The sequence below is a fragment of the Bacillus sp. EE-W1 genome (assembly GCF_009760835.1).
In the GTDB taxonomy this organism is placed as follows: Bacteria; Bacillota; Bacilli; order Bacillales; family Bacillaceae_G; genus Bacillus_A; species Bacillus_A wiedmannii.
In genome coordinates this window covers 216504-241169 of sequence record NZ_WIPE01000074.1, presented here as the reverse complement: position 1 = coordinate 241169, position 24666 = coordinate 216504, and the positions used below count along the sequence as shown (strand labels likewise).

23 protein-coding genes are annotated in these 24666 nt (G+C 36.3%); 19 read left to right on the top strand and 4 right to left on the bottom strand.

Annotated elements, in window-relative coordinates; all coding sequences use genetic code 11:
* Positions 1 to 32: 32 nt before the first annotated feature.
* Complete coding sequence (locus GFJ36_RS20415; protein WP_000616012.1) at positions 33 to 422, bottom strand: DUF7147 family protein; 390 nt, start codon at positions 420 to 422, stop codon at positions 33 to 35.
* A gap of 530 nt (positions 423 to 952) precedes the next feature.
* Here GFJ36_RS20415 and rsmD point away from each other — a divergent pair.
* A complete protein-coding gene (gene rsmD, locus GFJ36_RS20405; protein ID WP_001266975.1) occupies positions 953 to 1519 on the top strand; it encodes a 16S rRNA (guanine(966)-N(2))-methyltransferase RsmD in 567 nt (188 codons plus the stop codon).
* Positions 1516 to 2007 carry a pantetheine-phosphate adenylyltransferase gene (gene coaD / locus GFJ36_RS20400; RefSeq protein ID WP_000200598.1) on the top strand — a complete coding sequence of 164 codons (492 nt, stop codon included), beginning with the start codon at positions 1516 to 1518 and terminating at the stop codon, positions 2005 to 2007. The genes rsmD and coaD overlap by 4 nt, the downstream gene beginning before the upstream one ends.
* Here coaD and ylbJ read toward each other — a convergent pair.
* Positions 1999 to 3228: a sporulation integral membrane protein YlbJ gene (ylbJ, locus tag GFJ36_RS20395; protein ID WP_088064314.1), complete on the bottom strand. Its 1230-nt coding sequence runs from the start codon at positions 3226 to 3228 to the stop codon at positions 1999 to 2001. The two genes, coaD and ylbJ, sit on opposite strands and share 9 nt — an antisense overlap.
* Before the next feature lie 113 nt (positions 3229 to 3341).
* Here ylbJ and GFJ36_RS20390 point away from each other — a divergent pair, with 113 nt between their 5' ends.
* Positions 3342 to 4133, top strand: coding sequence for a patatin-like phospholipase family protein (locus tag GFJ36_RS20390; RefSeq protein WP_000662602.1), 792 nt, complete (start codon positions 3342 to 3344; stop codon positions 4131 to 4133).
* Positions 4126 to 5151, top strand: coding sequence for a SepM family pheromone-processing serine protease (locus GFJ36_RS20385; protein WP_000476311.1), 1026 nt, complete (start codon positions 4126 to 4128; stop codon positions 5149 to 5151). The genes GFJ36_RS20390 and GFJ36_RS20385 overlap by 8 nt, the downstream gene beginning before the upstream one ends.
* 24 nt (positions 5152 to 5175) lie before the next feature.
* Here the strand turns inward: GFJ36_RS20385 and GFJ36_RS20380 are convergent, their stop codons facing one another.
* Entirely contained in the window at positions 5176 to 6417 is a 1242-nt protein-coding gene (locus GFJ36_RS20380) for a nucleotidyltransferase (RefSeq protein WP_176546123.1), read from the bottom strand.
* Between the two features lie 153 nt (positions 6418 to 6570).
* Between GFJ36_RS20380 and GFJ36_RS20375 the strand changes: the two genes are divergently transcribed.
* From GFJ36_RS20375 to GFJ36_RS20365, 3 genes are all read left to right on the top strand, one after another.
* Entirely contained in the window at positions 6571 to 7071 is a 501-nt protein-coding gene (locus GFJ36_RS20375; RefSeq protein ID WP_000872150.1) for a YceD family protein, read from the top strand.
* Positions 7072 to 7132: 61 nt separating this feature from the next.
* Positions 7133 to 7306 (top strand): 50S ribosomal protein L32, encoded by a 174-nt coding sequence (rpmF, locus tag GFJ36_RS20370; protein WP_001984764.1) that lies wholly within the window; start codon positions 7133 to 7135, stop codon positions 7304 to 7306.
* 129 nt (positions 7307 to 7435) lie between these two features.
* Positions 7436 to 7942 carry an RsfA family transcriptional regulator gene (locus GFJ36_RS20365; protein ID WP_000246481.1) on the top strand — a complete coding sequence of 169 codons (507 nt, stop codon included), beginning with the start codon at positions 7436 to 7438 and terminating at the stop codon, positions 7940 to 7942.
* 34 nt (positions 7943 to 7976) lie between these two features.
* On the opposite strand, the gene GFJ36_RS20360 is transcribed toward GFJ36_RS20365, so the two are convergent.
* Positions 7977 to 8450: an N-acetyltransferase gene (locus GFJ36_RS20360; protein ID WP_000506704.1), complete on the bottom strand. Its 474-nt coding sequence runs from the start codon at positions 8448 to 8450 to the stop codon at positions 7977 to 7979.
* 375 nt (positions 8451 to 8825) lie between these two features.
* On the opposite strand from GFJ36_RS20360, the gene panE reads away from it, so the two are divergent.
* The 12 genes from panE to murB all read left to right on the top strand — a co-directional run bounded on the left by panE (position 8826) and on the right by murB (position 24639).
* A complete protein-coding gene (gene panE, locus GFJ36_RS20355) occupies positions 8826 to 9716 on the top strand; it encodes a 2-dehydropantoate 2-reductase (protein WP_088064312.1) in 891 nt (296 codons plus the stop codon).
* A gap of 79 nt (positions 9717 to 9795) precedes the next feature.
* Complete coding sequence (gene bshC / locus GFJ36_RS20350) at positions 9796 to 11412, top strand: bacillithiol biosynthesis cysteine-adding enzyme BshC (RefSeq protein WP_088064311.1); 1617 nt, start codon at positions 9796 to 9798, stop codon at positions 11410 to 11412.
* Between the two features lie 368 nt (positions 11413 to 11780).
* Positions 11781 to 12713, top strand: coding sequence for a 16S rRNA (cytosine(1402)-N(4))-methyltransferase RsmH (gene rsmH, locus GFJ36_RS20345; RefSeq protein ID WP_000472512.1), 933 nt, complete (start codon positions 11781 to 11783; stop codon positions 12711 to 12713).
* 15 nt (positions 12714 to 12728) lie between these two features.
* On the top strand, positions 12729 to 13091 hold the full coding sequence (gene ftsL / locus GFJ36_RS20340) for a cell division protein FtsL (protein ID WP_000067078.1): 363 nt from the start codon (positions 12729 to 12731) through the stop codon (positions 13089 to 13091).
* A gap of 21 nt (positions 13092 to 13112) precedes the next feature.
* The gene (locus tag GFJ36_RS20335; RefSeq protein WP_079998456.1) at positions 13113 to 15260 is read left to right on the top strand and encodes a penicillin-binding protein; all 2148 of its coding nucleotides are present in this window, start codon (positions 13113 to 13115) and stop codon (positions 15258 to 15260) included.
* Positions 15261 to 15341: 81 nt separating this feature from the next.
* The gene (locus tag GFJ36_RS20330; protein WP_001266227.1) at positions 15342 to 17258 is read left to right on the top strand and encodes a stage V sporulation protein D; all 1917 of its coding nucleotides are present in this window, start codon (positions 15342 to 15344) and stop codon (positions 17256 to 17258) included.
* A 207-nt stretch (positions 17259 to 17465) separates the two neighbouring features.
* Complete coding sequence (gene murE, locus GFJ36_RS20325; RefSeq protein WP_048546093.1) at positions 17466 to 18941, top strand: UDP-N-acetylmuramoyl-L-alanyl-D-glutamate--2,6-diaminopimelate ligase; 1476 nt, start codon at positions 17466 to 17468, stop codon at positions 18939 to 18941.
* 22 nt (positions 18942 to 18963) lie between these two features.
* On the top strand, positions 18964 to 19938 hold the full coding sequence (gene mraY / locus GFJ36_RS20320; protein WP_088064308.1) for a phospho-N-acetylmuramoyl-pentapeptide-transferase: 975 nt from the start codon (positions 18964 to 18966) through the stop codon (positions 19936 to 19938).
* Positions 19939 to 21291, top strand: coding sequence for a UDP-N-acetylmuramoyl-L-alanine--D-glutamate ligase (murD, locus tag GFJ36_RS20315; RefSeq protein WP_097889655.1), 1353 nt, complete (start codon positions 19939 to 19941; stop codon positions 21289 to 21291).
* 90 nt (positions 21292 to 21381) lie between these two features.
* Positions 21382 to 22473, top strand: coding sequence for a stage V sporulation protein E (gene spoVE / locus GFJ36_RS20310; RefSeq protein WP_000753516.1), 1092 nt, complete (start codon positions 21382 to 21384; stop codon positions 22471 to 22473).
* Positions 22474 to 22577: 104 nt separating this feature from the next.
* The gene (gene murG / locus GFJ36_RS20305) at positions 22578 to 23672 is read left to right on the top strand and encodes an undecaprenyldiphospho-muramoylpentapeptide beta-N-acetylglucosaminyltransferase (protein ID WP_001265424.1); all 1095 of its coding nucleotides are present in this window, start codon (positions 22578 to 22580) and stop codon (positions 23670 to 23672) included.
* A gap of 61 nt (positions 23673 to 23733) precedes the next feature.
* Positions 23734 to 24639 carry a UDP-N-acetylmuramate dehydrogenase gene (gene murB / locus GFJ36_RS20300; RefSeq protein WP_088064306.1) on the top strand — a complete coding sequence of 302 codons (906 nt, stop codon included), beginning with the start codon at positions 23734 to 23736 and terminating at the stop codon, positions 24637 to 24639.
* The last annotated feature ends 27 nt before the right edge of the window (positions 24640 to 24666 follow it).

Here is a 24666-nt window from a genome sequence, read left to right as displayed (position 1 = left end):
TAGTAGGGGATTTTTTTACTTGAAATAACACTTTATTTCATTGGAGGAATGAAATTATTCATTCGTAAAATACCAATTAAATGATTGAAAAACAGTTCTTTTTCTGGGAAAGTTGTGGATGGTTTTACCGTAAAGGTAGTCACTTTTCTTCCTAGTTGTTCTGCCGTTTCTTCAAATAAAATGACGCGTTTACTTTTTTTATTTTCAAGTACAGGAATGCCTTCACGACATATGTATAATGGTTGGAAATCACCAGTAGTAGTTGGTTTTAATATTACAACAAGTGAGCACACTTTTTTTTCATTTTTAATCGTTTCAAATTGTAACATATGTGTTATACGTTCTTGATTTGCTTTGGCAATTTCAAGTAATTCATATAAATCAGAGTAGCCTTCTCCGAGTTCTATAAAGCGTTGAATCATATTTTTTCCTCCTCTTTCTTTTACTTACTGTACCATCTCACTTTTTAAATGAAAAGTAGACAAAGAAAAAAAACCCTGCAAAGCAGGGCCCTTCTTATACTAGCATGTACTAGTAAGAAGGCAAAGGGAGAGGAGAAACCGGAGGAAGAACTTATGGGGAAACGTAAGTCTTCTCCGCGGTTGGCAACAACATCGAAGGTGATGTTGTTATAATTATTTATGTCCAATCTAAATGAAGATATACATCATGAAATTAAATTTTATGTTTGGCTTTTTATTTTTCTTTTTTTTATTTTATGATAGGATAAAAAAGATAAAGTGAAACGAATATACATATTGGGTTCGTGTTAGCGCATGGTGAGATGAATACATAAAAATGCAGAGCGGTTATTTTAAGCCAAAGTTCTCCTATTGTTCGTTGAGAAATGAATGGAAAATTTCATGGAATAGTATAGTTTGGTAGCGGTTACCGAATGGAGAAAGGTTTTCTATAATTGCTCGATAGATTGAAATAAAGGTAGTGACAACAGATGAGAGTAGTTTCAGGAAAATGTAAAGGGCATCCACTAAAAGCGGTGCCAGGTAATACAACACGTCCAACGACAGATAAAGTAAAAGAATCAATCTTTAATATGATAGGTCCTTATTTTGATGGTGGTATCGCTCTTGATTTATTTGGCGGTAGTGGTGGTCTTGGAATCGAGGCTATAAGTAGAGGGATTGATAAAGCAATTTTTGTTGATCGAGATAATAAAGCGATAAAAGTAATCCATCAAAATTTAGAAAGTTGTCGAATACAGGAACAAGCTGAAGTATATCGAAATGATGCAGAACGTGCGGTAAAGGCTCTTATAAAACGTGAAATATCATTCGATCTTATATTAATTGATCCTCCATATAAAGATCAAAAAATTGTATCTTTAATTAGTGTGATGGATCAACATGGATTGCTACATAGAGATGGATTAATTATGTCAGAGCATGGTAATGATGTGGTTTTACCTGATTCTATAGGGAGTCTTGTAAAAGTAAGAGCTGAAAATTATGGGATTACAGCAATATCGATTTATAAGTATGAAGGTGAGGGGACGGAATGACTAGTATAGCTATTTCTTCGGGAAGTTTTGATCCAATTACCCTTGGGCATCTGGATATTATTAAAAGGGGAGCAAAAGTATTTGATGAGGTATACGTAGTAGTTTTAAACAACTCGTCAAAAAAACCGTTCTTTTCAGTTGAAGAGCGCTTAGATTTAATTCGAGAAGCAACAAAGGATATCCCGAATGTAAAAGTAGATTCACATAGTGGACTACTAGTGGAGTATGCGAAAATGCGTAATGCAAATGCGATTTTGCGTGGGTTACGAGCGGTTTCTGATTTTGAATATGAGATGCAAATTACTTCTATGAATCGAAAATTAGATGAAAATATTGAAACCTTTTTTATTATGACAAATAACCAATATTCATTTTTAAGCTCGAGCATTGTAAAAGAAGTTGCGAGATATGGAGGAAGCGTAGTAGATCTTGTACCTCCTGTTGTAGAACGTGCTTTAAAAGAAAAGTTTCAAACCCCGTTAAAGTGAACGGGGTTTTTCTTTGTTGCTACGAAAAAATAATAAGATAACATATACATATAAACAAAATAAAGTAAAGATCGGTCCATAGTGTACAAAAGATGTCCAAATTTCTTGCAGTATAGAAGAATGATTCGATAAAAATACGGGGATATCTTTTTGCATAGGTGAAAAAGAGCTTACTTTTTCATAAAATGGTTTCCAAAATATAAAAGTAAAAATAGGAGCCAGAATACTTTGGATAATTCGTGCGAAAAAATAGGGCTTAAATCGGATGTCTGTTTCAGCTAATATGCTAGCAACTTGTGCCTGAATAGAAAGGCCGCTAAACGCTAAAATAAAGCTTGTTACCATAGCTTGCTGCAGGAGGGGTGTTTCATTTATTTGACTAATCATTTGGCTACCGAGTGTCATTTCAAAAATGCCTGATAAGATTGGAATACTAAATTCTGTAGTTAGTTGGAAGAATGATAAAATATGTTGCATAATAAAAGAAAGTGCTGCTGTAATATGAAATACAGTAATCATTTTATTTAAAACAGAGAATAAAATAATAAATCCACCAATCATAAGTAACGTTTGAATAGAAGAAACGATAGCGTCCCCAAGTAATTTTCCTAATGGTCTTTTTTCTTGCATGCGCGTCTCGTGTAGGACTGAAAAAGGGTTTTGAAAAGGACGTTTTTTAGTAGGATGTTGATCCTTCGTGGAAATATTGTTATTGCCGTAAAAACGCATCAATAACCCGACGGCAAAGTTACTTAAATAATGTGCAGCAGCTAATACGATTCCTAATTTCGGATTATTGAAAAAACCGATAGAAACAGCTCCAAAAATAAAAAGTGGATTAGATGAGTTTGTAAAAGATACGAGGCGTTCTGCTTCGATTTGTGTTAGCTGATTACTTTTACGTAGTCTAGCGCTTAATTTGGCGCCAGCAGGGAATCCAGAAGCCATTCCCATTGCCCAAACAAATCCGCCTATCCCTGGAACGCGAAAAAGTGGTCGCATGAGTGGTTCTAATATAACACCTATAAATTTTACAACACCAATACTAATTAGAAGTTCCGCAATGATGAAAAACGGTAAAAGTGAAGGGAATACAACTTCCCACCATATATTTAACCCTCGAATGGAAGCTTGCAAAGCAGCTTGGGGGTGAAGTACAAGAGAAAAGGTTAAAAATAGTGTTGATAGGGTAAGAAAAGCCGTTTTCCATTTTTCATACATGTAAGTAAATCCCCCTTTGTCCCAAAAAACGTTCATTTCAGTATACGTGGATACGTAGTGCATTTAGACCATAAGTATGAAAAAGGAATGAAAAAAATTAAAGGGTGAGAAAAATGAAAGAACCGAAAATTGGTTTAGCTCTTGGATCTGGGGGCGCAAAAGGGTTTGCGCATATTGGTGTTATAAAAGTTTTAAGAGAAAATGGTATACCGATTCATATGATTGCAGGAAGTAGTATGGGGGCTTTAGTAGGTACGTTTTATGCAGCTAGCTCAAACGTTGAAAGGTTGTATAAACTGGCAAATGTTTTTAAGAGGAAATATTATTTAGATTTTACAGTTCCGAAAATGGGATTTATTGCTGGAAAACGTGTCAAAGATATGATTAAAATGTTTACATATAATAAAAATTTAGAAGAGTTAGATATCCCGACGGCTGTTGTGGCTACTGACATCTTGAAGGGGGAAAAAGTAGTTTTTACAAGTGGTCCTGTTGCAGAGGCTGTGAGAGCTAGCATATCTGTACCTGGAGTGTTTGTACCAGAAAAGATAGATGGACGATTATTGGTGGATGGCGGAGTGATTGATCGCATTCCAGTATCGGTTGTGAAAGAGTTAGGTGCCGATATTGTTATTGCTGTTGATGTATCGCCGATTAAAGTGAATGGAGAGGTTACGTCTATTTATGATGTAATTATGCAGAGTATTGAAATTATGCAACATGAGCTGGTGATGAATCGACAAATTGCATCGGATTTAATGATGCGACCAGCTGTAGAACAATTTAGTTCACGTGCTTTTACAAACATTGAAGACATTATTCGAGTTGGAGAAGTAGAGGCGGAAAAACATGTTGCAAATATTTATTTATTAATTGAGCAGTGGAAGGAGAAACATAATGTTTAAGCGTTTTCGGTTTATATATGCAATTTTAATAGGGGTTATATTGGCGATGTTACTTGTTTACGTACGTTTACCGTATTATGTAACAAAACCAGGAATGGCGGCCAAATTAGAGCCTTACGTTCAAGTTGAGGGTGGAACGAAAGAATCCGGTGATTTTATGCTTGTTACGGTTTCAATGGGACCAGCAAATGTGGTGAATTTAATAGCGGCACAGTTTAATAAATATACACATATTTCGAAAGCGGAAGAAATATTGCAAAAAGGTGAGAGTGATGAAGAATATCAATTTCGCCAAAATTATGCGATGAAAGATTCGCAAAATGCAGCAATCTATAATGCGTATAAACGTGCAAACCGTACTGTTTCTTTTGAAAATAAAGGTGTATTGGTTGCAGGAGTAGCGAAAGGGATGCCGTCAGAAGGAAAGCTTAAGCTTGGAGATGTCATCATAGCTGTCGACGGAAAAACATTTGAAAAGACGGAGCAATTTATTGAATATATGACAGGGAAAAAAGAAGGGGAAGCAGTAAATATTGAGTACAAGAGAAATGGAAAACAGTTAAAAGAAAATTTAAATGTAAAGACCATTCCGAATGGAAATGGGCGTGTTGGTATAGGGGTTTCTATCGTTACTGAAAGAGAATTAATGGTAGATCCGAAAGTGAAAATTGATTCTCATGAAATAGGCGGACCATCGGCAGGCCTAATGTTTACATTAGAAATATATAATCAACTTGTGGAAGATGATTTAACAAGAGGGCATGAAATAGCTGGAACAGGGACGATAAATGAAAAGGGAGAAATTGGTCCGATTGGTGGTATTCAGCAAAAAGTGGTTGCTGCAAGTGATGCTGGTGCTGAAGTGTTCTTTGCGCCAAATGAAAAAGGTGCGGAGAAATCGAATTATAAAGATGCGCTTGAGGCTGCGAAAGATATTAAAACAAAAATGAAAGTTGTACCAGTTGATACGCTGGATGATGCATTGCTGTATTTGGAAAAAATGGGCGAGAAAAAATAAACCTCTCTGAAAAAGAGAGGTTTTTTATAGAAATTTTGCAGTTGTTTCATCATAACGAATTGGATGGTGTGTTGCATCTTGTTTTAGTAGTTGTGTTCGTAATGGTTCTTGCATGATGGAGAAATATACAGAATTGGCTTTTCGCTCTATATGTAAAGTAGGATGGTCAAATGTTTTTGTATGGGTAAGGATGGGAAGCTCTATTTTTTTCTTGTTTTTTGAAAGGTAAGTTTGTCCTTTTTGTGACATGCCTAGTAGACGAATGTACGGTGCATGCTGCTCTATATTTGCGCTATGTATTTCTTGTTTTGTTGTATTTGTTAAAATGTGTGTACAAGCTCTTTGTAATCTAGTCCATGTATAACGCTTCGTTTTTAATGCTTCCATGAATGAATGGAAGGAGGAACTGTTTTGTATTTTTGATAAAATACGATGCTCTAAACCTTCTTCTATTTCATATATATGTCGTAAGTCTTCTGGAGACATCGTCATGAGTTTGTATTTGAAAAATGAAAAGTATTGTTCCCAATTATGTAATATCCCGTAGTTTTGTTTGTAACTTGCTAAAAGAGAAGCAGTCGCTTTTGGGATAAAAGGCTCAATTTCTGTAAAAGAACTATTTTCGCTAAAAAGTTTTTTACGAATACTAGTTGCGCTTGCAATATGTTGGTCGCTAAATGTTTCATCATGATAATGAGATGCGAATCTTTTTATCGTTTGTGCTTGCATAGAACTATTTTGTAAGAAAATTGATTTCATGTATTGGAATCCTAATATGTTATTCGGTTGTGACATGTCTATGTTTTTTTCGGATGGTAAAATGTGTAGGAAGGCTTCAGATGTAGCTTTTGCGTAACTGTTACCTGCATTCATAAATTGCTTTACAAGACGATTAAAAGTATCTTCTTCATTTTTTTGCACAGAGATGGTGTTATGAAAATTTTCAATCTGCCCATCTTCACTACCGAAACAAATTTCAGAAACACGCAGGGCGTTTAAAATAGAAATAGCGCCATTTGCAAAGGTTTCAGCCTTTTGTGTTGAGAAGGCGTATGGAAGCTCTACAACAAGGTCTACACCGCATGATAAGGCCATTTTGGTACGATACCATTTGGATATGAGTGCTGGCTCACCACGCTGTAAAAAAGGGCCACTCATAACAGCGATTGTAATATCGGCGTGTGTTAACTTTTTTGTTTGTTGCACATGATAATCATGACCGTTATGAAAAGGGTTATATTCAACAACAATACCACTGGCTTTTATGGTAATCTCTCCTTTCGATGTAGCATCTTTTTCAAAAACGTGATACTCTATATATTATTTACTATGATGACTTCATTATAGTGTAAAGAAAAAACATTGACAAATATAAAATGGCTAGCTATAATTTTGTTTGTTGCCTTGAGGTGATATGATATGAAATGGTCCATCCATCAATTGAATAAATTGAGAAATAAAGGATTGACATTGGATGAGATGGTAGATGTAAGTGAGCTACAAGAGGTCGAGAAAGATATTCGTGAAATTAATCCTGCTCATGTAACAGGAAGAGTTGATTTTGGCTCCGGTAAGTTTACGTTCCATCTACATATAACTGGAAGCATGGTTTTACCATGTTCTCGCTCTTTAGTAGATGTGACATTACCATTTGACATTAAAACAACTGAGGTGTTCCAAACTTCACAAGAAGAATTTGAAACTGAAGCTGAAATTCATTGTTTAGAAGGAGAAGTACTTGACTTACTGCCCGTAATCAAGGAAAATATACTTTTGGAGATTCCAATGCAAATTTTCAGTGATGATGTTTCTGGTGGAGCACCGATGCAAGGTCAAGACTGGCAAGTGATTTCGGAAGAAAACAAAGAAAAGACTGTTGATCCACGATTAGCAGGACTTGCAAAGTTTTTTGACAAATAATCGGAAGACTGGTTTAGGCCTTCATATGAAAATAACTATTTCTTTTAAGGAGGTGGGAAGAATGGCTGTACCTTTTAGAAGAACTTCTAAAACAGTAAAAAGAAAGCGTCGTACGCATTTCAAATTATCAGTACCTGGTATGGTAGAGTGCCCAAGCTGTGGTGAAGCGAAATTAGCTCACCGTGTATGTAAAGCATGCGGTACTTACAAAGGTAAAGAAGTAATCAGCAAGTAATTGCGGGAAAATAAACGTAGAAGATATCTTCTGCGTTTATTTTTTTTGTCTTATTCTTTATTTGTTGTATTCTATCTTTTCTAGTAACTGCATATGCTTAATAAAAAATGCATAGGGAGGACTAGAGAGATGGCGACAACAAGACAAGATGCTTGGACTGATGATGAAGATTTGCTTCTGGCAGAAGTAGTACTCCGGCATATTCGAGAAGGTGGAACGCAATTATCTGCCTTTAAAGAAGTGGGAAGACATTTATCTCGTACACCAGCAGCATGTGGCTTTAGATGGAATTCTTACGTTAGAAAGCAATACAAAGAACGTATTGAAGAAGCGAAGCAACTACGTAAAGTAGAAAATTATGAAGTAAAAGAGACAAAGGTAGTAGAGCCTACGTCAATTACATTGAATGATGTTATTGATTTCTTGCAAAATTATAAAGATGAAAACTCTTTAATGGTGTTGCAACAGCAAATTGAATCGTTACAAACAGAGAGAGAGAGTCTTTTGGAGCGATTATCAGTATATGAGGAAGAGTATAGAACATTGCTTGATTATATCGATCAAAAAAGAAGTGTAATGGTAGCGGAAAGAAATAGCGCTCGTTCGAATGGGAAATTAGAAAAGTTAAAGAAATAAAAAAACAGCTGCTATGTAGCTGTTTTTTTATTTCTTATGCAGACTCTTCGTTTGTAACCGTATTCAAATTTGTTTCTGGGTTCCAAACATAAAAATCACCATCAGGTACTGATACAGGCTGGAAATTTAATTTATCCCAAAAACCAGCTGAATGGATACGTGCGATCGTTTTAATTGGGAACTGTAGCCCCTTCGCATAATTTACAAGCATTTCTCCGAATCCTTGTTTTTGGAAAGTTGGTAACACTTCAAGTTTATAGAGTTCTAGGTAAGTACCTGTAATTTCGAATGGTTCTCCGCCGTTCCTTTTCATATATAGACTCATACGTGCAATTAGTGATCCGCCATAATAAATACCGTAAAATGGAGATTCACTATCGTTTTCAATAATGTTTGCCTGTAATTCTTCTAACATGGATAGTTCTTGAGCTCCGCAACCTTTAAATTTTTTAAATTCGTCTAATGTTTTATAATTGATGAGCAAGCGCTCAACTTTTGGGAATCCCATAACATCACATCCTTTTCTTGTCTCGTTGAATGCAGAAAAGTAAAAATATTTACAATAATATTATAACTCATTTTTTTATTTTTATGAAGAAGATAGTATATTTCTTTTATTATTTTTTTGAGGATTTGCTAAACTAAGAGTAGAAACATATTAATAGGTAGTATATACATATTGAAAGTAGAGGTTGCATTTGTTTGTTAAAGAGTAATGAAATTGTAAACTATGTTCATGGAATTGAGAAAGGTAAAGTGAAACTGTAATCAGTGGGATTTGTTCACCTTTAGTTAATTATGATTCCGCACCAATCAGGCGTTTGCGGGATAAAAAGGGGGAGGGAAAAGGGACTTGTGTAACGTATTTATATGAGTTCCTTGTGTGAAAATGAAAATCGGAGTTGTGGGACCAGGAGCTATCGGTCTGTTATATGCATTTTATTTACAAAAAAGTAATCAAGATGTTACGTTGTTTACAAGGACAGCTAAACAGGCTGAGGAATTGAATAGAACGGGTGTAACTTGTATGAGGGAGGAAAAACGTGAAACCGTATTCCCACCTGCTTTACCAATAGAAAGTATGCTAGACCAGAAGCTAGACTATATATTTATTGCTGTTAAGCAATATCATATAACTGACATACTACCTTTTGTGCGAGGGGAATCCTCATTAATCTTTTTGCAAAACGGAATGTCGCACCTTCATGCTATGCAGCAAATAAGGAATGAAAATATTGCGGTTGGGATTGTAGAGCATGGTGCAAAAAAAGAAGAAAGACATATCGTTTATCATACGGGGATAGGTGTAACGAAGTTTGGAATCGTGCACGGCCAGTCTATACATTTTGAAAAAATATTTAATTGCTTTCCATTTCCTCATTTTCCGATTCAAATAGAAGATGATTGGAAGGATGTCATGCACAAAAAATTAGTAGTTAATGTATGTATCAATCCATTGACAGCATTATTACAAGTCCAGAACGGAGAGTTGATTACGAACCCGTTTTTTTATCGATTGATGGAGCAAGTTTTTCAGGAAGTCGTTTTTCTTGTTAAAGAAGAAAAAGAAATGGTATGGAAAATGGTACGTCACGTATGTGAAAGAACGTCTCGTAATACATCATCTATGCTGGCAGATGTAAGGGCAAATAGACAAACGGAAATCGGTGCGATTGTTGGATATGTATTAGAAGAAGCTAAGAAACAGCAACGATCTGTTCCGACACTGCAATTTTTGTTCGATGCAATAAAAGGATTAGAAGTAAAAGAATAAGTGTAATTCTTTGCTTTTACGTGCAACATTGACTACAATGTGGATTGGTGAGAGAACAGGATACGAAAGGAAGAATTATATGGAGATAAAAGAAATCTCTGTTCCGCAACAAGGTGTTGTAGCGGACTATATGAACGGTAAAAAAGAGATACAGTCGTGTTTTGACTATATGTTAACAGAAGATGCTTTTAAACAGCGTGTACATGATTTGCGTGAGAGGGAGTTTTTCCGCCAAGGTTTAGTAGCGCATTTATTAGAATATAATACAAAATTACAAGCGGGAGAAGCTACGATTCAAAATGTAAAAGCGCTTGGAGATGAAAATACATATGTTGTTATAGCTGGACAACAAGCTGGGTTATTAACTGGACCACTTTATACAATTCATAAAATTATTTCAGTTTTACAGCTTGCGAGGGAAAAGGAAGAAAGTTTAGGTGTTAAAGTCGTTCCTGTTTTCTGGATTGCTGGTGAAGACCATGATATGGATGAAATTAATCATACTTTTGTAACGAAGAATAAAAAAATAAAAAAGACTATTTTTCATGACCGTAATCCGAAAGTGGCGAGTGCTTCAGAGTCCGAGCTTTCTTTGGAAGACTGTAGAAAGTGGATTGAAGAAATTTTCAAAACATACCCTGAAACGAATTTTACAAAGGATGTACTGCAATTTATTGATGATTCTTTGGGGAAATCGAATACGTATGTAGATTTCTTTGCCCATCTTATTATGAAAATGTTCGTTAATTCTGGTTTAATTCTTGTTGATTCGCATCATCCTGAATTAAGAAAATTAGAAGTGCCGTTTTTTAAGCAAATTATAGGTAAGTATAAAGAAGTGCAAGAGGGGCTTCATAACCAACAGGAAATAATTAAAGAATTAGGATATAAACCGATTATTGAAACAAAGTATAATGCAGTACATATATTCATGGAAATTGATAATGAGCGAGTATTACTTGAAGACGATCAAGGGAAGTTTGTAGGGAAGGATGGAGCGTATTCCTTTTCATATGAGGAATTGATGGAAGAGATGGAAAGAAGTCCGGAACGCTTTAGTAATAATGTTGTAACGCGCCCTCTTATGCAAGAGTATCTATTTCCTACGCTCGCGTTTATTGGAGGACCAGGGGAATTAGCTTACTGGAGTGAATTGCAACAAGTTTTCCATACGATTGGTTTCCAAATGCCGCCTGTCGTTCCGCGTATTACAATCACTTATGTAGAGAGGGATATAGCGACAGATTTATACGATTTGCAATTGCAAGACAGTGATCCTTTTTTAAATAACGTAGATAAGTTGCGTGAAAACTGGTTATCTAATCAAATAGAGGAACCGATAGATGATCGATTTGTAGAGGCGAAAAAAGAAATAATTGATATCCATACGTCATTACAACAGTTTGTGAAGAAAATAGATCCTGGATTAAGTGCGTTTGCAGGGAAAAATGAATTCAAAATTAATGAACAAATTGAACTGTTGGAAAGAATGTTGAAAAGAAATGTTGAGAAAAAACATGAAGTACAGCTAAATAAATTCCGTCGTATACAATTTGCACTTCGTCCATTAGGGGCGCCGCAAGAGCGTGTGTGGAATGTATGTTACTATTTAAATCAGTTTGGTTTGGATTTCGTTGATCGTGTAATGGAAAAATCGTTTTCTTGGGACGGAAAACATCATGTTATAAAACTATAGAATCTTGCTCTTAGGAGCAGGATTTTATTTTTGTCTTGTTGAATTTACTGTGAAGTGAAATTTTTCTGAATTATCAATTTTAAAAAAGTGAATATCGTAATTATGCAGGATACTTAAATATATGACAAAATAGCACAAAATGTAAACGTATTATCATCTTTTTCGACAGTTTTTTATTTAAATTCCCGCAAAAGATGATAAAATTTAGTATATAATAAAAGAAAATAGCGATTTGTATAGTATGCTGCTTTTGTAGGCAAGTTAAATGAGTCGTTCTTTCATAGTATTTCGTTCTCTAATCGTGAAATATGCGTTTGGAGGAGGAGATGCATTCAACATAATTAATTGGAAAAAGAGTAGGTGCAACAATGTTTAAACACGTAACAGTGCTTTTGAAGGAAACAGTAGACGGCTTAGATATAAAGCCAGGTGGTACATATGTAGATTGTACACTGGGGGGAGGAGGACATAGTTCTTATTTATTATCCCAATTAACTGAAGGTGGAAGATTAATCGCGTTTGATCAAGATGAGATAGCGATTCAAAATGCGAAAGAAAGATTCTCTTCATACGGTGAGCAGTTCATAACAGTAAAGAGTAATTTCCGTTATTTATCTGAAAAACTACAGGAATTAGGTATAACAGAAGTAGATGGTATTTTATTTGATTTAGGTGTTTCATCCCCACAATTAGATACACCAGAGCGTGGCTTTAGTTATCATCATGATGCACCGTTAGATATGCGGATGGATCAAGATGCCCCATTAACAGCATATGATGTTGTAAATAGCTGGTCATATGAGCAACTTGTAAGAATTTTCTTCCAGTATGGTGAAGAGAAATTTTCAAAACAAATAGTAAGGAAAATTGAAGCGTATCGTGAGAATAAAGCTATTGAAACGACAGGAGAATTAGTAGAACTAATTAAAGAGGGTATTCCAGCTCCTGCTCGTAGAACGGGTGGACACCCTGCGAAGCGAGTGTTCCAAGCAATCCGTATTGCGGTAAATGATGAATTGAAAGTATTTGAAGAAGCGTTGGAATCTGCAATTGAGATGGTCAAGCCGGGCGGAAGAGTTAGTGTTATAACATTCCATTCTTTAGAAGACCGTATTTGTAAAACGACGTTTAAACGAAATAGCACAACGCCACAATTGCCACCAGGATTACCGATTATTCCTGATGAATTTAAGCCAAAATTAAAGCTTATTACGAGAAAACCGATTTTACCTTCTGATATAGAGTTAGAAGAAAATAATCGAGCGCGTTCTGCGAAATTGAGAATCGCTGAAAAACGATAAAAAGGGGAGAGAGGTATGAGTAACTTAGCTGTAAAGTACAAACAACAAGCGCAAGAAGAGATACAGATTCAAACGCCCCCACAGCAGATGGTTCAGCCAAAAGCTAAAGCGAAGATTACAAGAATCGAAAAACTGTTGTATGTAGCATTTATTGGCTTTTTATTGTATGCCTGTGTAGCGTTTATTGGAAATAAAGCAGGCCTTTATCAAGTTAATGTAGAAGCAGCGACGATAGAACAAAAAATTGTACAGAAGCAAAAAGAAAATCAAGAGTTACAGGCTGAAGTAGAGAAGTTAAGTCGCTATGAACGAATCGCTGAAGTTGCAAAAAAACACGGGCTAGAAATTAATGCGAATAATGTGAAGGGCCTCAAATAAGGCAATAGGTGTGAAGGGAAAATGAAGAGAAATATGACTAAATTTCATACCAATAAGGGAGCAGGGTATTTTATGATTTTATTCCTCCTGCTCTTTTTGCTATTATTAGCCCGATTTTTTTACATACAAGCAACAGGAACAGTGCATAATCAAGATTTGGATAAACTCGCTCAGCAAAAACATAGTAAAGCAGGAGTTCTCGAAGCAAATCGAGGAACGATTTATGACCAAAATGGTCATGTATTAGCGCAAGATGCAAACTCTTATAAACTTGTAGCGGAATTAAAAGGTGCGAAGCCGGTTGAGAATAAAGAGGACACTGCAAAGAAAATTGCAGGAGTACTTGGAAAAGGCGAAGAGGATATTTTAGCTGCGTTAAATAAAGATAAAAGTCAAGTGGAATTCGGGAAATTAGGTAAGGGCTTGACGAAAGAACAGAAAGATCAAATAGAAGCATTAAAATTGCCAGGTATATCTTTTATTACTGAAAATGCCAGAGTATATCCAAACGGTGATTTCGCATCTTATGTCGTAGGTCATGCGAGACCTGATGATAAGGGGATTGCTATAGGACAATTTGGTTTAGAAAAGAGTTTGGATAAGTATTTAGGAGCTTCTAACGGAGAAGTAGCTTATACAGGCGATCGTAGAGGCGTATCTCTTGACGGCGGAAAAGTGAATGTAAAGGCACCTAAAAATGGAGATAATGTATATTTAACGCTTGACCAGCGTATTCAAAGTTTTTTAGAAGACGCAATGAAAGAAGCGAGTAAACATTATGAACCAGAAAGCTTAATAGGGATTGTTGCGGATCCAAAAACAGGGAAAATATTAGGAATGTCTACTAAACCTAGTTATGATCCGAACCGAGAGGATATTAAATATTTTTATAATGACGCAATTGCAAATGCATTTGAACCTGGATCAACAATGAAAATTTTCACGCTAGCAGCAGCTATTAATGAAGGTGTGTACAAAGGACAAGATTATTATCAGTCTGGTACATATCAAGTCGGAAACCGAAAAATAAAAGATCATAACGGTGGCGCTGGATGGGGATCTATCACATTTGATGAAGGGGTAGAGCGCTCTTCCAACGTAGCGTTTGCAATTTTAGGGGATCAAAAACTTGGACCAGAACGATTCCGAAAATATATTCATAGTTTTGGATTAGATGAAAAAACGAAGATTGATTTACCTGGTGAAGGTTCAAATACAATTATATTCGATCAGCAAATACAGCAAGTAACAACAGCTTTTGGACAAGGTTCTACTGTAACACCAATTCAGCTTGTGCAAGCTGCAACTGCTATTGCAAATGACGGAAAAATGATGAAGCCTTATACAGTTGATAAAATTGTAAATCCAATAACAGGGGAAGTAAAATTAGAACATAAGCCAGAAGAAGTGGGAAAACCTGTTACAAAAGAAACAGCAGCGCAAGTAAGACAGTTATTAGAACGTGTTGTTACATCGCCGAAAGGAACAGGAACCGCTTATAAAGTCGATGGTTATTCAGTTGGTGGTAAAACAGGAACAGCCCAAATTCCGGATGGAAAAGGTGGCTATATGACAGGGAGAGAGAATTATATATTCTCGTTCTTAGGTATGGCACCTATGGATGATCCGCAACTTGTTGTATATGTAGCTGTTAAACAACCGAAATTGAAAGATGATGAGAGTGGCGCACAACCTTTAGCTGATATTTTTAAATATGTAACGAAGAATAGTTTAGAGTATTTAAAGATTAAGCCTAATGAAGTGAAAGATCCGAAGAAATATGTGAAAGAGCAGCAAACTGCTGTTCCAGATGTAACCGGAAAAACGATGGAAGAAGCGAAAAAAGCTATTGATAAAGCAAAACTTCGTCCAATCGTATTAGGTGAAGGGAAAGTACAGCAGCAAGTACCGAAAGCGACTGAACAAACATTGAAGGGTGACCGAGTCTTCTTAGTGGGAGATAAACCTACAATGCCAAATATACAAGGCTGGGCGCTTCGTGATGTTATGAATTTAGCAAAAACATTAAAGCTTAACCTAAAACCTACTGGTACCGGATACGTAACCGAACAAAGTGTGGCAGAAGGAACATTGTTACAACCTGGTACAGAGTTAGGTGTAACGCTTGTACCGCCACTTGAACCACAACAAGAAGCAGAAGAACAGTAATGGTAAAAGAGAAGAAGTTCTAATTAAATAAGTACAAGCATATATTGGAACAAGCTAGGCGTAAGGGAGGCTTGTTCCAATATGCGTGTATCAAATGTAACGGTTAGAAAACGACTTATTTTTATACTCATATCAGGTATACTTATTTTCACTATCATCGATATTCGTCTTGGATATGTGCAATTTTTTCTTGGCAATATGTTAACGGATCGTGCGAAGGATTCATGGAGTCGAAATATTACTTTTGAACCTGAACGTGGGAAAATTTTAGACCGGAATGGTGTGGAACTTGCTACGAATAAAAGTGCCCCAACTGTCTTTGTTGTACCGAGGCAAATTGAAAAACCAGCAGAGACTGCAGAGAAGTTAGCTGCAGTATTAGGTGTGGAAAAAGATGAGATTTATAAGAGAATTACAAAAAAAGAATCAATTGTAAGGTTAGATAAAGGCGGAAGGAAAATATCACATGATAAAGCGAAAGAGGTACGAGGATTAAGTTTGAAAGGTGTTTATATCGCAGAGGACTCTATCCGGTACTATCCATTTGGCAACTTTTTATCACACGTATTAGGGTTTGCAGGTAGTGATAACCAAGGTCTTATGGGACTGGAAAAATATTATGATAAAGAGCTAAATGGTGATGAAGGTCATGTGCGTTTTTTTGCAGATGCAAAAGGACAAAGGATGCCTAATGTTGGCGATGATTTCAAAAAACCAGAAGCTGGTTTGAATTTAGGTTTAACAATTGATGCACGTATTAATAGAATTATGGAAAGAGAAATGAATATTGCAGAGTCGACATATAATCCAGATGGTATGATTGCGATTGCAATGAATCCGAAAAATGGTGAAATTTTAGGTATGTCGAGTCGGCCGAGTTTTGATCCAGCAGATTTTCAAAGTGTTTCTCCAGAAGTGTATAATAGAAATTTACCAGTATGGAGTACGTATGAGCCTGGTTCAACATTTAAGATCATTACGTTAGCAGCAGCCTTGAATGAAAATTTAGTAGACTTAGAGAAAGATACGTTTTATGATGATGGAGCAGCTGAAGTGGGTGGAGCTAGATTGAAATGCTGGAAAGCGGGAGGCCATGGTAGCCAAACGTTTTTAGAAGTAGTTCAAAACTCATGTAACCCAGGATTTATTGAACTTGGTGATCGTCTTGGTAAAGACCGATTGTTTAAATACATTCGTAATTTTGGCTTTGGACAGAAAACCGGAATTGATTTGCAAGGTGAAGGTAGTGGGATTTTATTTAATTTAGATAAAGTCGGTCCAGTCGAGCAAGCAACTACTTCATTTGGTCAAGGAGTTTCTGTAACACCAATTCAACAAGTAGCAGCAGTAGCAGCGGCTGTAAATGGTGGGACATTGTATCAACCGTATATAGCTAAGGAATTTATTGATCCGAAAAATAATCAAGTTGTAAGTAAAAAGACACCTGTGGAAAAAAGAAAAGTTATTTCCAAGGAAACTTCAGAAAAAGTTCGGTATGCATTAGAGAATGTTGTAGCAAAGGGATCTGGTAAAGGTGCTTTCATTGATGGGTATCGTGTAGGTGGAAAAACAGGTACGGCTCAAAAGGTGAAAGATGGTAAATATTTAGAGAATAATTATATAGTATCTTTTATCGGTTTTGCTCCAGCGGATGATCCGGAAATTGTTGTCTATGTTGCTGTTGATAATCCGAAAGGTGTAACGCAATTTGGTGGAGTAGTAGCAGCTCCAATTGTTGGGAATATTCTTCGGGATGCACTTCCTGTTATGGGAGTGAAACCGAGAAAAGAACAAGTTGAGAGAGAATATAAATGGGGCGATACACCAACTGTGGAAGTTCCGAATTTAATTGGTATGAAAAAGAAAGACTTACAGACACAACTCGTCGATTTGAAGCTTGATATAAGTGGAGACGGAGAGAAAGTAATTAAACAATCCCCAGAAGCAGGAGCTAAAGTGAAAGAAGGCTCAAAAATTAGAATTTACTTCGGGAATTAAAGGTAACCTAGTACGTTTTATGGTACAATTGGTGGAAGTGAGTTCTTTATAGAAGAGTTACTTAATTTGAGGCTGTAAGAGCCCCAATTATAAATAAGTCTATTTATTAGACACAGTAGCACTTACCTCCTATTTTACATATTTAGGAGGTAACGTGTTGCTTATTAAAAAAGAGATAAATACACAATGTAGAGAGGGTTTAGTGAAATGAAGTTGCATACACTTTTATCATGTTTGCATGATTTTCCAGTTGTTCCAAAAGAAAATCCAGAAATCACATCTATAGAAGCTGATTCACGTAAAGTGAAAGAGGGAAGCTTATTTGTATGTATGAAAGGATATACGGTTGATAGCCATGATTTTGCTAAGCAAGCAGCGGCACAAGGAGCGGCTGCTATTGTTGCGGAAAGACCAATTGATGTTGACGTTCCAGTTGTACTTGTGAAAAACACTTTTCGTTCGTTAGCGGTTTTAGCTGATTATTTTTATGGTCAACCAACACACAAGTTACATTTAATCGGAATTACAGGTACAAATGGAAAGACAACAACATCGCATATTATGGATGAGATTATGCGCGCACATGGTCATAAAACGGGGCTAATTGGAACGATTAATATGAAAATCGGTGATGAAACATTTGAGGTGAAAAATACAACACCAGATGCACTAACACTTCAACAGACATTTTTAAAAATGGTTGAGCACGGTGTAGATAGTACAGTAATGGAAGTTTCGTCACATGCTTTAGATCTTGGTCGTGTACACGGATGTGATTACGATGTAGCAGTGTTTACAAATTTAACACAAGATCATTTAGACTATCATAAAACGATGGAAGAATATAAACATGCAAAAGGGTTGCTATTTGCACAACTTGGCAATAGTTATAACCATGATCGTGAAAAGTACGCGGTACTGAATAACGATGATGCTGTAACTGCGGAATATATGAGAAGTACTGCGGCAACTGTTGTAACGTATGGAATTGATACAACAAGTGATATTATGGCCAAAGATATCGTTATGACGAGTGCTGGAACTACATTTACGCTTGTAACACCGTATGAAAGTGTAAATGTTACGATGAAATTGATTGGGAAATTTAATGTATATAACGTACTAGCGGCAACAGCGGCAGGACTTGTTTCTGGTGTAAGTTTAGAAACGGTTATTGATGTAATAAAGCAACTAGCTGGAGTTCCAGGACGTTTTGAAGTAGTTGATGGTGGACAAAATTATACAGTTATTGTTGATTATGCACATACACCAGATAGCTTAGAGAATGTATTAAAAACAGCAAAACAGTTTGCAAAAGGCGATGTATATTGCATCGTCGGTTGTGGTGGAGATAGAGATCGAACAAAGAGACCAATCATGGCAAGTGTTGCAACAAAATATGCAACTCATGCAATTTACACTTCAGATAATCCAAGAAGTGAAGAGCCAGGGGCTATTTTAGATGATATGGTGCAGGGTGCAAATGGGAATAATTATGAAGTAATTATTGATAGAAAAGAAGCGATATACCATGCAATTGCTAACGCGAAAGCTGAAGATATCATCATTATTGCTGGTAAGGGTCATGAAACGTATCAAATTATTGGTAAAGACGTTCATCATTTTGACGATCGTGAAGTCGCTAAAGAAGCAATTACAGAGCGTTTAAACAACGAAGAGTAACAACATGAGAGGAGGACTACATGTGCTTGAGCAAGGTTTATTAGTAACGGCTGGGGTAGCATTCTTAATTTCTGTTGCCCTTTCGCCATTGTTTATTCCATTTTTAAGGAAATTAAAGTTCGGACAGAGTATTCGTGATGAGGGACCAAAGTCACATCAAAAAAAATCAGGGACACCTACAATGGGTGGTATTGTCATATATGTATCTATGATGGTAACTTCACTTATTATGGCGATTAAGTTTAATCATTTAGGTGCAGAGGTTTCGTTATTATTATTAGTGACATTTGGCTACGGATTAATTGGATTTTTAGATGACTACATAAAGGTAGTTAAGAAGAGAAATCTTGGTTTAACATCAAAACAAAAATTAGTAGGTCAGCTTGTTATTGCTATTGCGTTCTTTTTAATTGGAAAAGGGCAAGCGCTCCACACATACATCATGATTCCGGGAACAGATGTTAAGTTTGAACTAGGTTGGGCGTATTTTGTACTTGTATTATTTATGCTTATTGGTGGATCAAATGCAGTTAACTTAACTGACGGTTTAGATGGTTTATTATCAGGAACAGCTGCTATTGCATTTGGAGCTTTTAGTATTATTGCAGTAGCGCAAGAGCAATTTGGAGTAGCGATATTCTGTATGGCAGTTGTAGGAGCTGTACTTGGATTTTTAGTATTCAATGCAAATCCAGCGAAAGTGTTTATGGGAGATACAGGTTCCTTAGCTTTAGGTGGAGCCATTGCAGCTGTAGCGATTTTATTAAAACAAGAATTACTACTTGTAATCATTGGTGGAGTATTCGTAATGGAAACTTTATCTGTTATTATTCAGGTCATTTCTTTTAAAACAACAGGAAAACGTGTCTTTAAAATGAGTCCATTACACCATCATTATGAATTATGTGGTTGGTCAGAGTGGCGTGTTGTTGTGACATTTTGGTCTGTAGGATTTTTATTAGCTGTGTTAGGAATTTATATCGGGGTGTGGATGTAATTGAAAACTGTAACTGAATTTCAAAATAAAAATATTCTTGTATTAGGCATTGCAAAAAGTGGTTATGCAGCAGCTACGTTGTTACAAAAATTAGGGGCAAATGTTATTGTAAATGACGGAAAGCCTTTAGCAGATAATGTACTTGCTGCAGAATTACAAGCAAAAGGAATGGACGTTGTATGCGGTGGTCATCCTTTAGAATTGTTAGAGAGAAATATTTCTCTTGTAGTAAAAAATCCAGGAATCCCGTATTCTAATCCAATATTAGTTGCTGCGAAAGAAAAGCAAATCCCAATTGTTACGGAAGTTGAATTAGCATATCGTATTTCAGAAGCGCCATTTGTTGGGATTACGGGGTCTAACGGTAAAACGACGACGACAATGCTTGCATTTGAAATGCTAAAAGAAGGACAAAAGCATCCTATAATTGCAGGGAACATAGGAACTGTAGCGTGTGAAGTAGCACAGGATGCAAAAGAAAATGAAGTTGTAGTTACAGAGCTTTCATCGTTCCAACTGATGGGAGTAGAATTGTTCCAACCTAAAATTGCTGCGTTTTTAAATTTATTTGAGGCCCACTTAGATTATCACGGGACGAAGAAGGAATATGGTTTAGCAAAAGCAAATATTTTTAAAAACCAAACAGAAAATGATTATAGTGTAATAAATGCAGATGATGCAGATGTGATGGCTTTATCTGCTTATAGTAAAGGGCAAAAAGTACTATTCTCGACAAAGAAAGAAATTGAAGATGGTGCGTGTATAAAAGAGAATGCTCTTTGTTTTAAAGGTGAAAAAGTTGTTGAAGTAGGCGATATCGTTTTACCTGGTCAACATAATTTAGAAAATATTTTAGCAGCGATGAGTATCGGAAAATTATTGGGTGTTTCTAATGAAGCGATTACGGTGGTATTAAAACGTTTTACAGGTGTAAAACATCGTTTAGAATATGTAACAACTATTAACAATCGTAAGGTTTATAATGACTCAAAAGCAACGAATATGTTAGCGACTGAGAAAGCTTTATCTGCGTTTACACAACCGATTGTGTTATTAGCAGGTGGGCTTGATCGTGGAAATGAATTCGATGATTTAATTCCATATTTCAAAAATGTAAAAGCAATTGTAACATTTGGACAAACAGCTCCAAAACTAGTAAGAGCTGCAGAAAAAGCGGGATTAGATACAATTGAAAGTGTCGATACTTTAGATGAAGCGGTAGTGAAAGCTTATGCTCATTCTACAGATGGCGATGTAATTCTTCTTTCTCCAGCATGTGCAAGCTGGGATCAATTTAAAACATTTGAAGAAAGAGGAGACATTTTTATACAAGCTGTGCATAAACTTATATAAAGTAAATCAAAACATCAGTAGGCTAACACCTACTGATGTTTTGTTACATAGGGCAAAAGTTTCTGCCTAAAGAGGTGGTGTTTATGGGTAATGAAGAAAACGCCTGATTTTATTCTCATCATCGTTACACTTGCGTTGTTAACAATCGGAATGGTTATGGTGTATAGTGCGAGTGCGGTTTGGGCCTCTTATAAAATGGGGGACTCATTCTTTTTTGCAAAAAGGCAATTGCTATTTGCAAGTATTGGTGTAGTGGCTATGTTTTTAATTATGAAAATTGATTATTGGGTGTGGCGTACGTATTCAAAAGTAATTTTGCTAGTTTGCTTCATTCTTCTTATTCTTGTTCTTATTCCTGGGGTAGGACTTGTTCGAGGAGGTGCGCGAAGTTGGATTGGAATCGGGGCATTTTCCATTCAACCGTCAGAATTTATGAAGTTTGCGATGATTATTTTCTTAGCAAAATTTTTAGCGGAACGACAAAAATTAATTACCTCTTTTAAACGTGGTTTACTACCAGCTCTTAGTTTTGTATTTCTTGCTTTTGGGATGATTATGTTACAGCCAGATCTTGGCACAGGAACTGTAATGGTTGGAACATGTATTATTATGATATTTATCTCGGGAGCAAGGGTATTTCACTTTGCAATGTTTGGTTTGCTTGGTGTAGCAGGATTTGTAGGGCTAATTGCATCAGCACCGTATCGAATGAAACGTATTACATCATATTTAGATCCGTGGTCAGATCCGCTTGGAAGTGGATTTCAAATTATTCAATCGTTACTCGCAATTGGACCTGGTGGATTATTCGGGCTTGGACTTGGACAAAGTAGACAAAAGTTTCTTTATTTACCTGAACCGCAAACAGACTTTATATTTGCGATCTTATCGGAGGAATTAGGTTTTATTGGTGGTTCATTTGTGTTATTATTATTTAGTCTATTATTATGGCGTGGGATTCGTATAGCTTTAGGAGCGCCAGATTTATATGGTACGTTTTTAGCAGTAGGTATTGTGGCGATGATTGCGATTCAAGTAATGATTAATGTTGGTGTTGTAACAGGATTGATGCCTGTTACAGGTATTACTTTGCCGTTTTTAAGTTATGGTGGATCAAGTTTGACATTAATGTTAATGGCAGTAGGTGTATTATTAAATATAAGTCGCCATTCTCGCTACTAAACCCTGTTTTATAAGACAGGGTTTTTCGTATGTGCGCGAAGAAACATGATGTATATAGAAATAAATACGACTGAAATAAGAAAAGAGAAGCGGAGGAGTTAGTAGTGCGTGTATTAGTAAGTGGTGGGGGCACTGGAGGTCATATTTATCCGGCTCTTGCTCTAATAAGAGAAATAAAAAAATTAAATCCGGAAGCAAGGTTTTTATATATTGGTACGGAGAGTGGATTAGAGAGCACGATCGTTCCAAAAGCAGGCATACCGTTTCAATCTATTGTTATAAGTGGATTTAAGCGTAAAATATCGTTAGATAACGTGAAAACGGTGATGCGTTTCCTAAAGGGTGTACAAGATAGTAAACGATATATTCGTCGTTTTAATCCAGATATTGTGATTGGAACGGGTGGATATGTATGTGGACCAGTTGTATATGCTGCAGCAAAATTAGGTATTCCAACCATTGTACATGAACAAAATAGTGTACCTGGTGTAACGAATAAATTTTTAAGCCGCTATGTTGATAAAGTTGCGGTTTGTTTTGAAGCGGCTGCAGAACATTTTCCACAGTCAAAAGTGGTGATGACAGGAAATCCAAGAGCATCAGAAGTAATGGATCAGAATGGAATGAAAGGAAAACGTTCAGTAGGTTTATCTCTTCCTAAAAAATCGGTACTTATTTTTGGTGGAAGTCGTGGGGCTAGACCGATTAACGATGCTTTCGTAGAGGCAATTGAACAGTTTGGAAATAAAAGTTACGAAATATTGTATGTAACAGGTGAAGTTCATTATGACAAAGTGATGGAAGCAGTGAAGCAAAAAGGGAATCCGAATAATGTTATTATTAAACCTTTCATTCATAATATGCCAGAGGTACTTACAGGTGTAGATCTTGTTGTTTCAAGAGCGGGGGCAACAACACTTGCAGAATTAACCGCGTTAGGTAAGCCAAGTGTGTTAATACCGAGTCCTTACGTAACAAATAACCATCAGGAAAAGAATGCACGTTCCGTTGTCGATAAAGGAGCAGCAAAAATGTTGCTTGAAAAAGATTTAACAGCAGAAACGCTTATTCGTGATATTGATGAGATTTTATTGGATGCACAAACATTACAAAATATGAAGCTGGCTGCGGGGCAATTAGGTATTCCAGATGCAGCAAATAAGCTGTATGAAGTAATGAATAAGCTTGTAAAAAAATAACGTTAGGTGAACGCCCTGCATACTACTGTAATAAGGATACTTAGTATGGGGGAGATTGTTTATGGAGCAATTAGTAAATGAGCTTATAGAAGCAAATGTTGGTCGCGTGTTAGTGAATGAAGCGTTAGCGTGTTATACCACTATGAAAATAGGTGGACCAGCTGATATTTTAATTGTGCCAAAGCATGTTGCCAGTATTGAAAAAACGTTGCAGTTAGTAAAAAAATATAAAACAAAGTGGACTGTAATTGGTCGAGGTTCGAACCTTCTTGTATCTGATCTAGGTATAGAAGGTGTCGTTATTCGTTTAGGAGAAGGATTAGACCACTTAGAAGTCGAAAAACATAGAGTAAGAGTTGGTGGTGGGTATCCCCTTATTAAATTATCAACTTTACTTAGTCGTCAAGGGTTATCTGGCCTGGAATTTGCCAGTGGTATTCCAGGAAGTGTTGGTGGTGCAGTGTATATGAATGCAGGAGCACATAAATCGGATATATCAAACATATTATCAAAAGCTCTTATTTTGTTTGAAAACGGAACAATTGATTGGTTAACACATGAAGAAATGGAGTTTTCCTATCGTACTTCTGTATTGCAAACGAAACGTCCTGGTATTGTTTTGGAAGCTGAGTTTCAATTGCAGGTAGGGGAGCGTGAGGGAATCGTAAGCGTCATGCAAAAGAATAAAGACTACCGTCGTGAAACACAGCCGTGGAATCATCCTTGTGCAGGAAGCATATTTCGGAATCCAATCCCATACTTTGCAGGAGACTTAATAGAAAAGGCGGGGCTTCGTGGTTATCAAATAGGCGGAGCTCAAATTTCTGAAATGCATGGGAATTTTATTATTAACACTGGGGGAGCCAGTGCGCAAGATGTCTTATCTTTAATTGCATTAATAAAACAAACAATCGAGGATAAATTTGGCGTAGAAATGCATACAGAAGTAGAAATCATTGGAAGATAACGGTTATTCGTTCCGCTCATTATCATT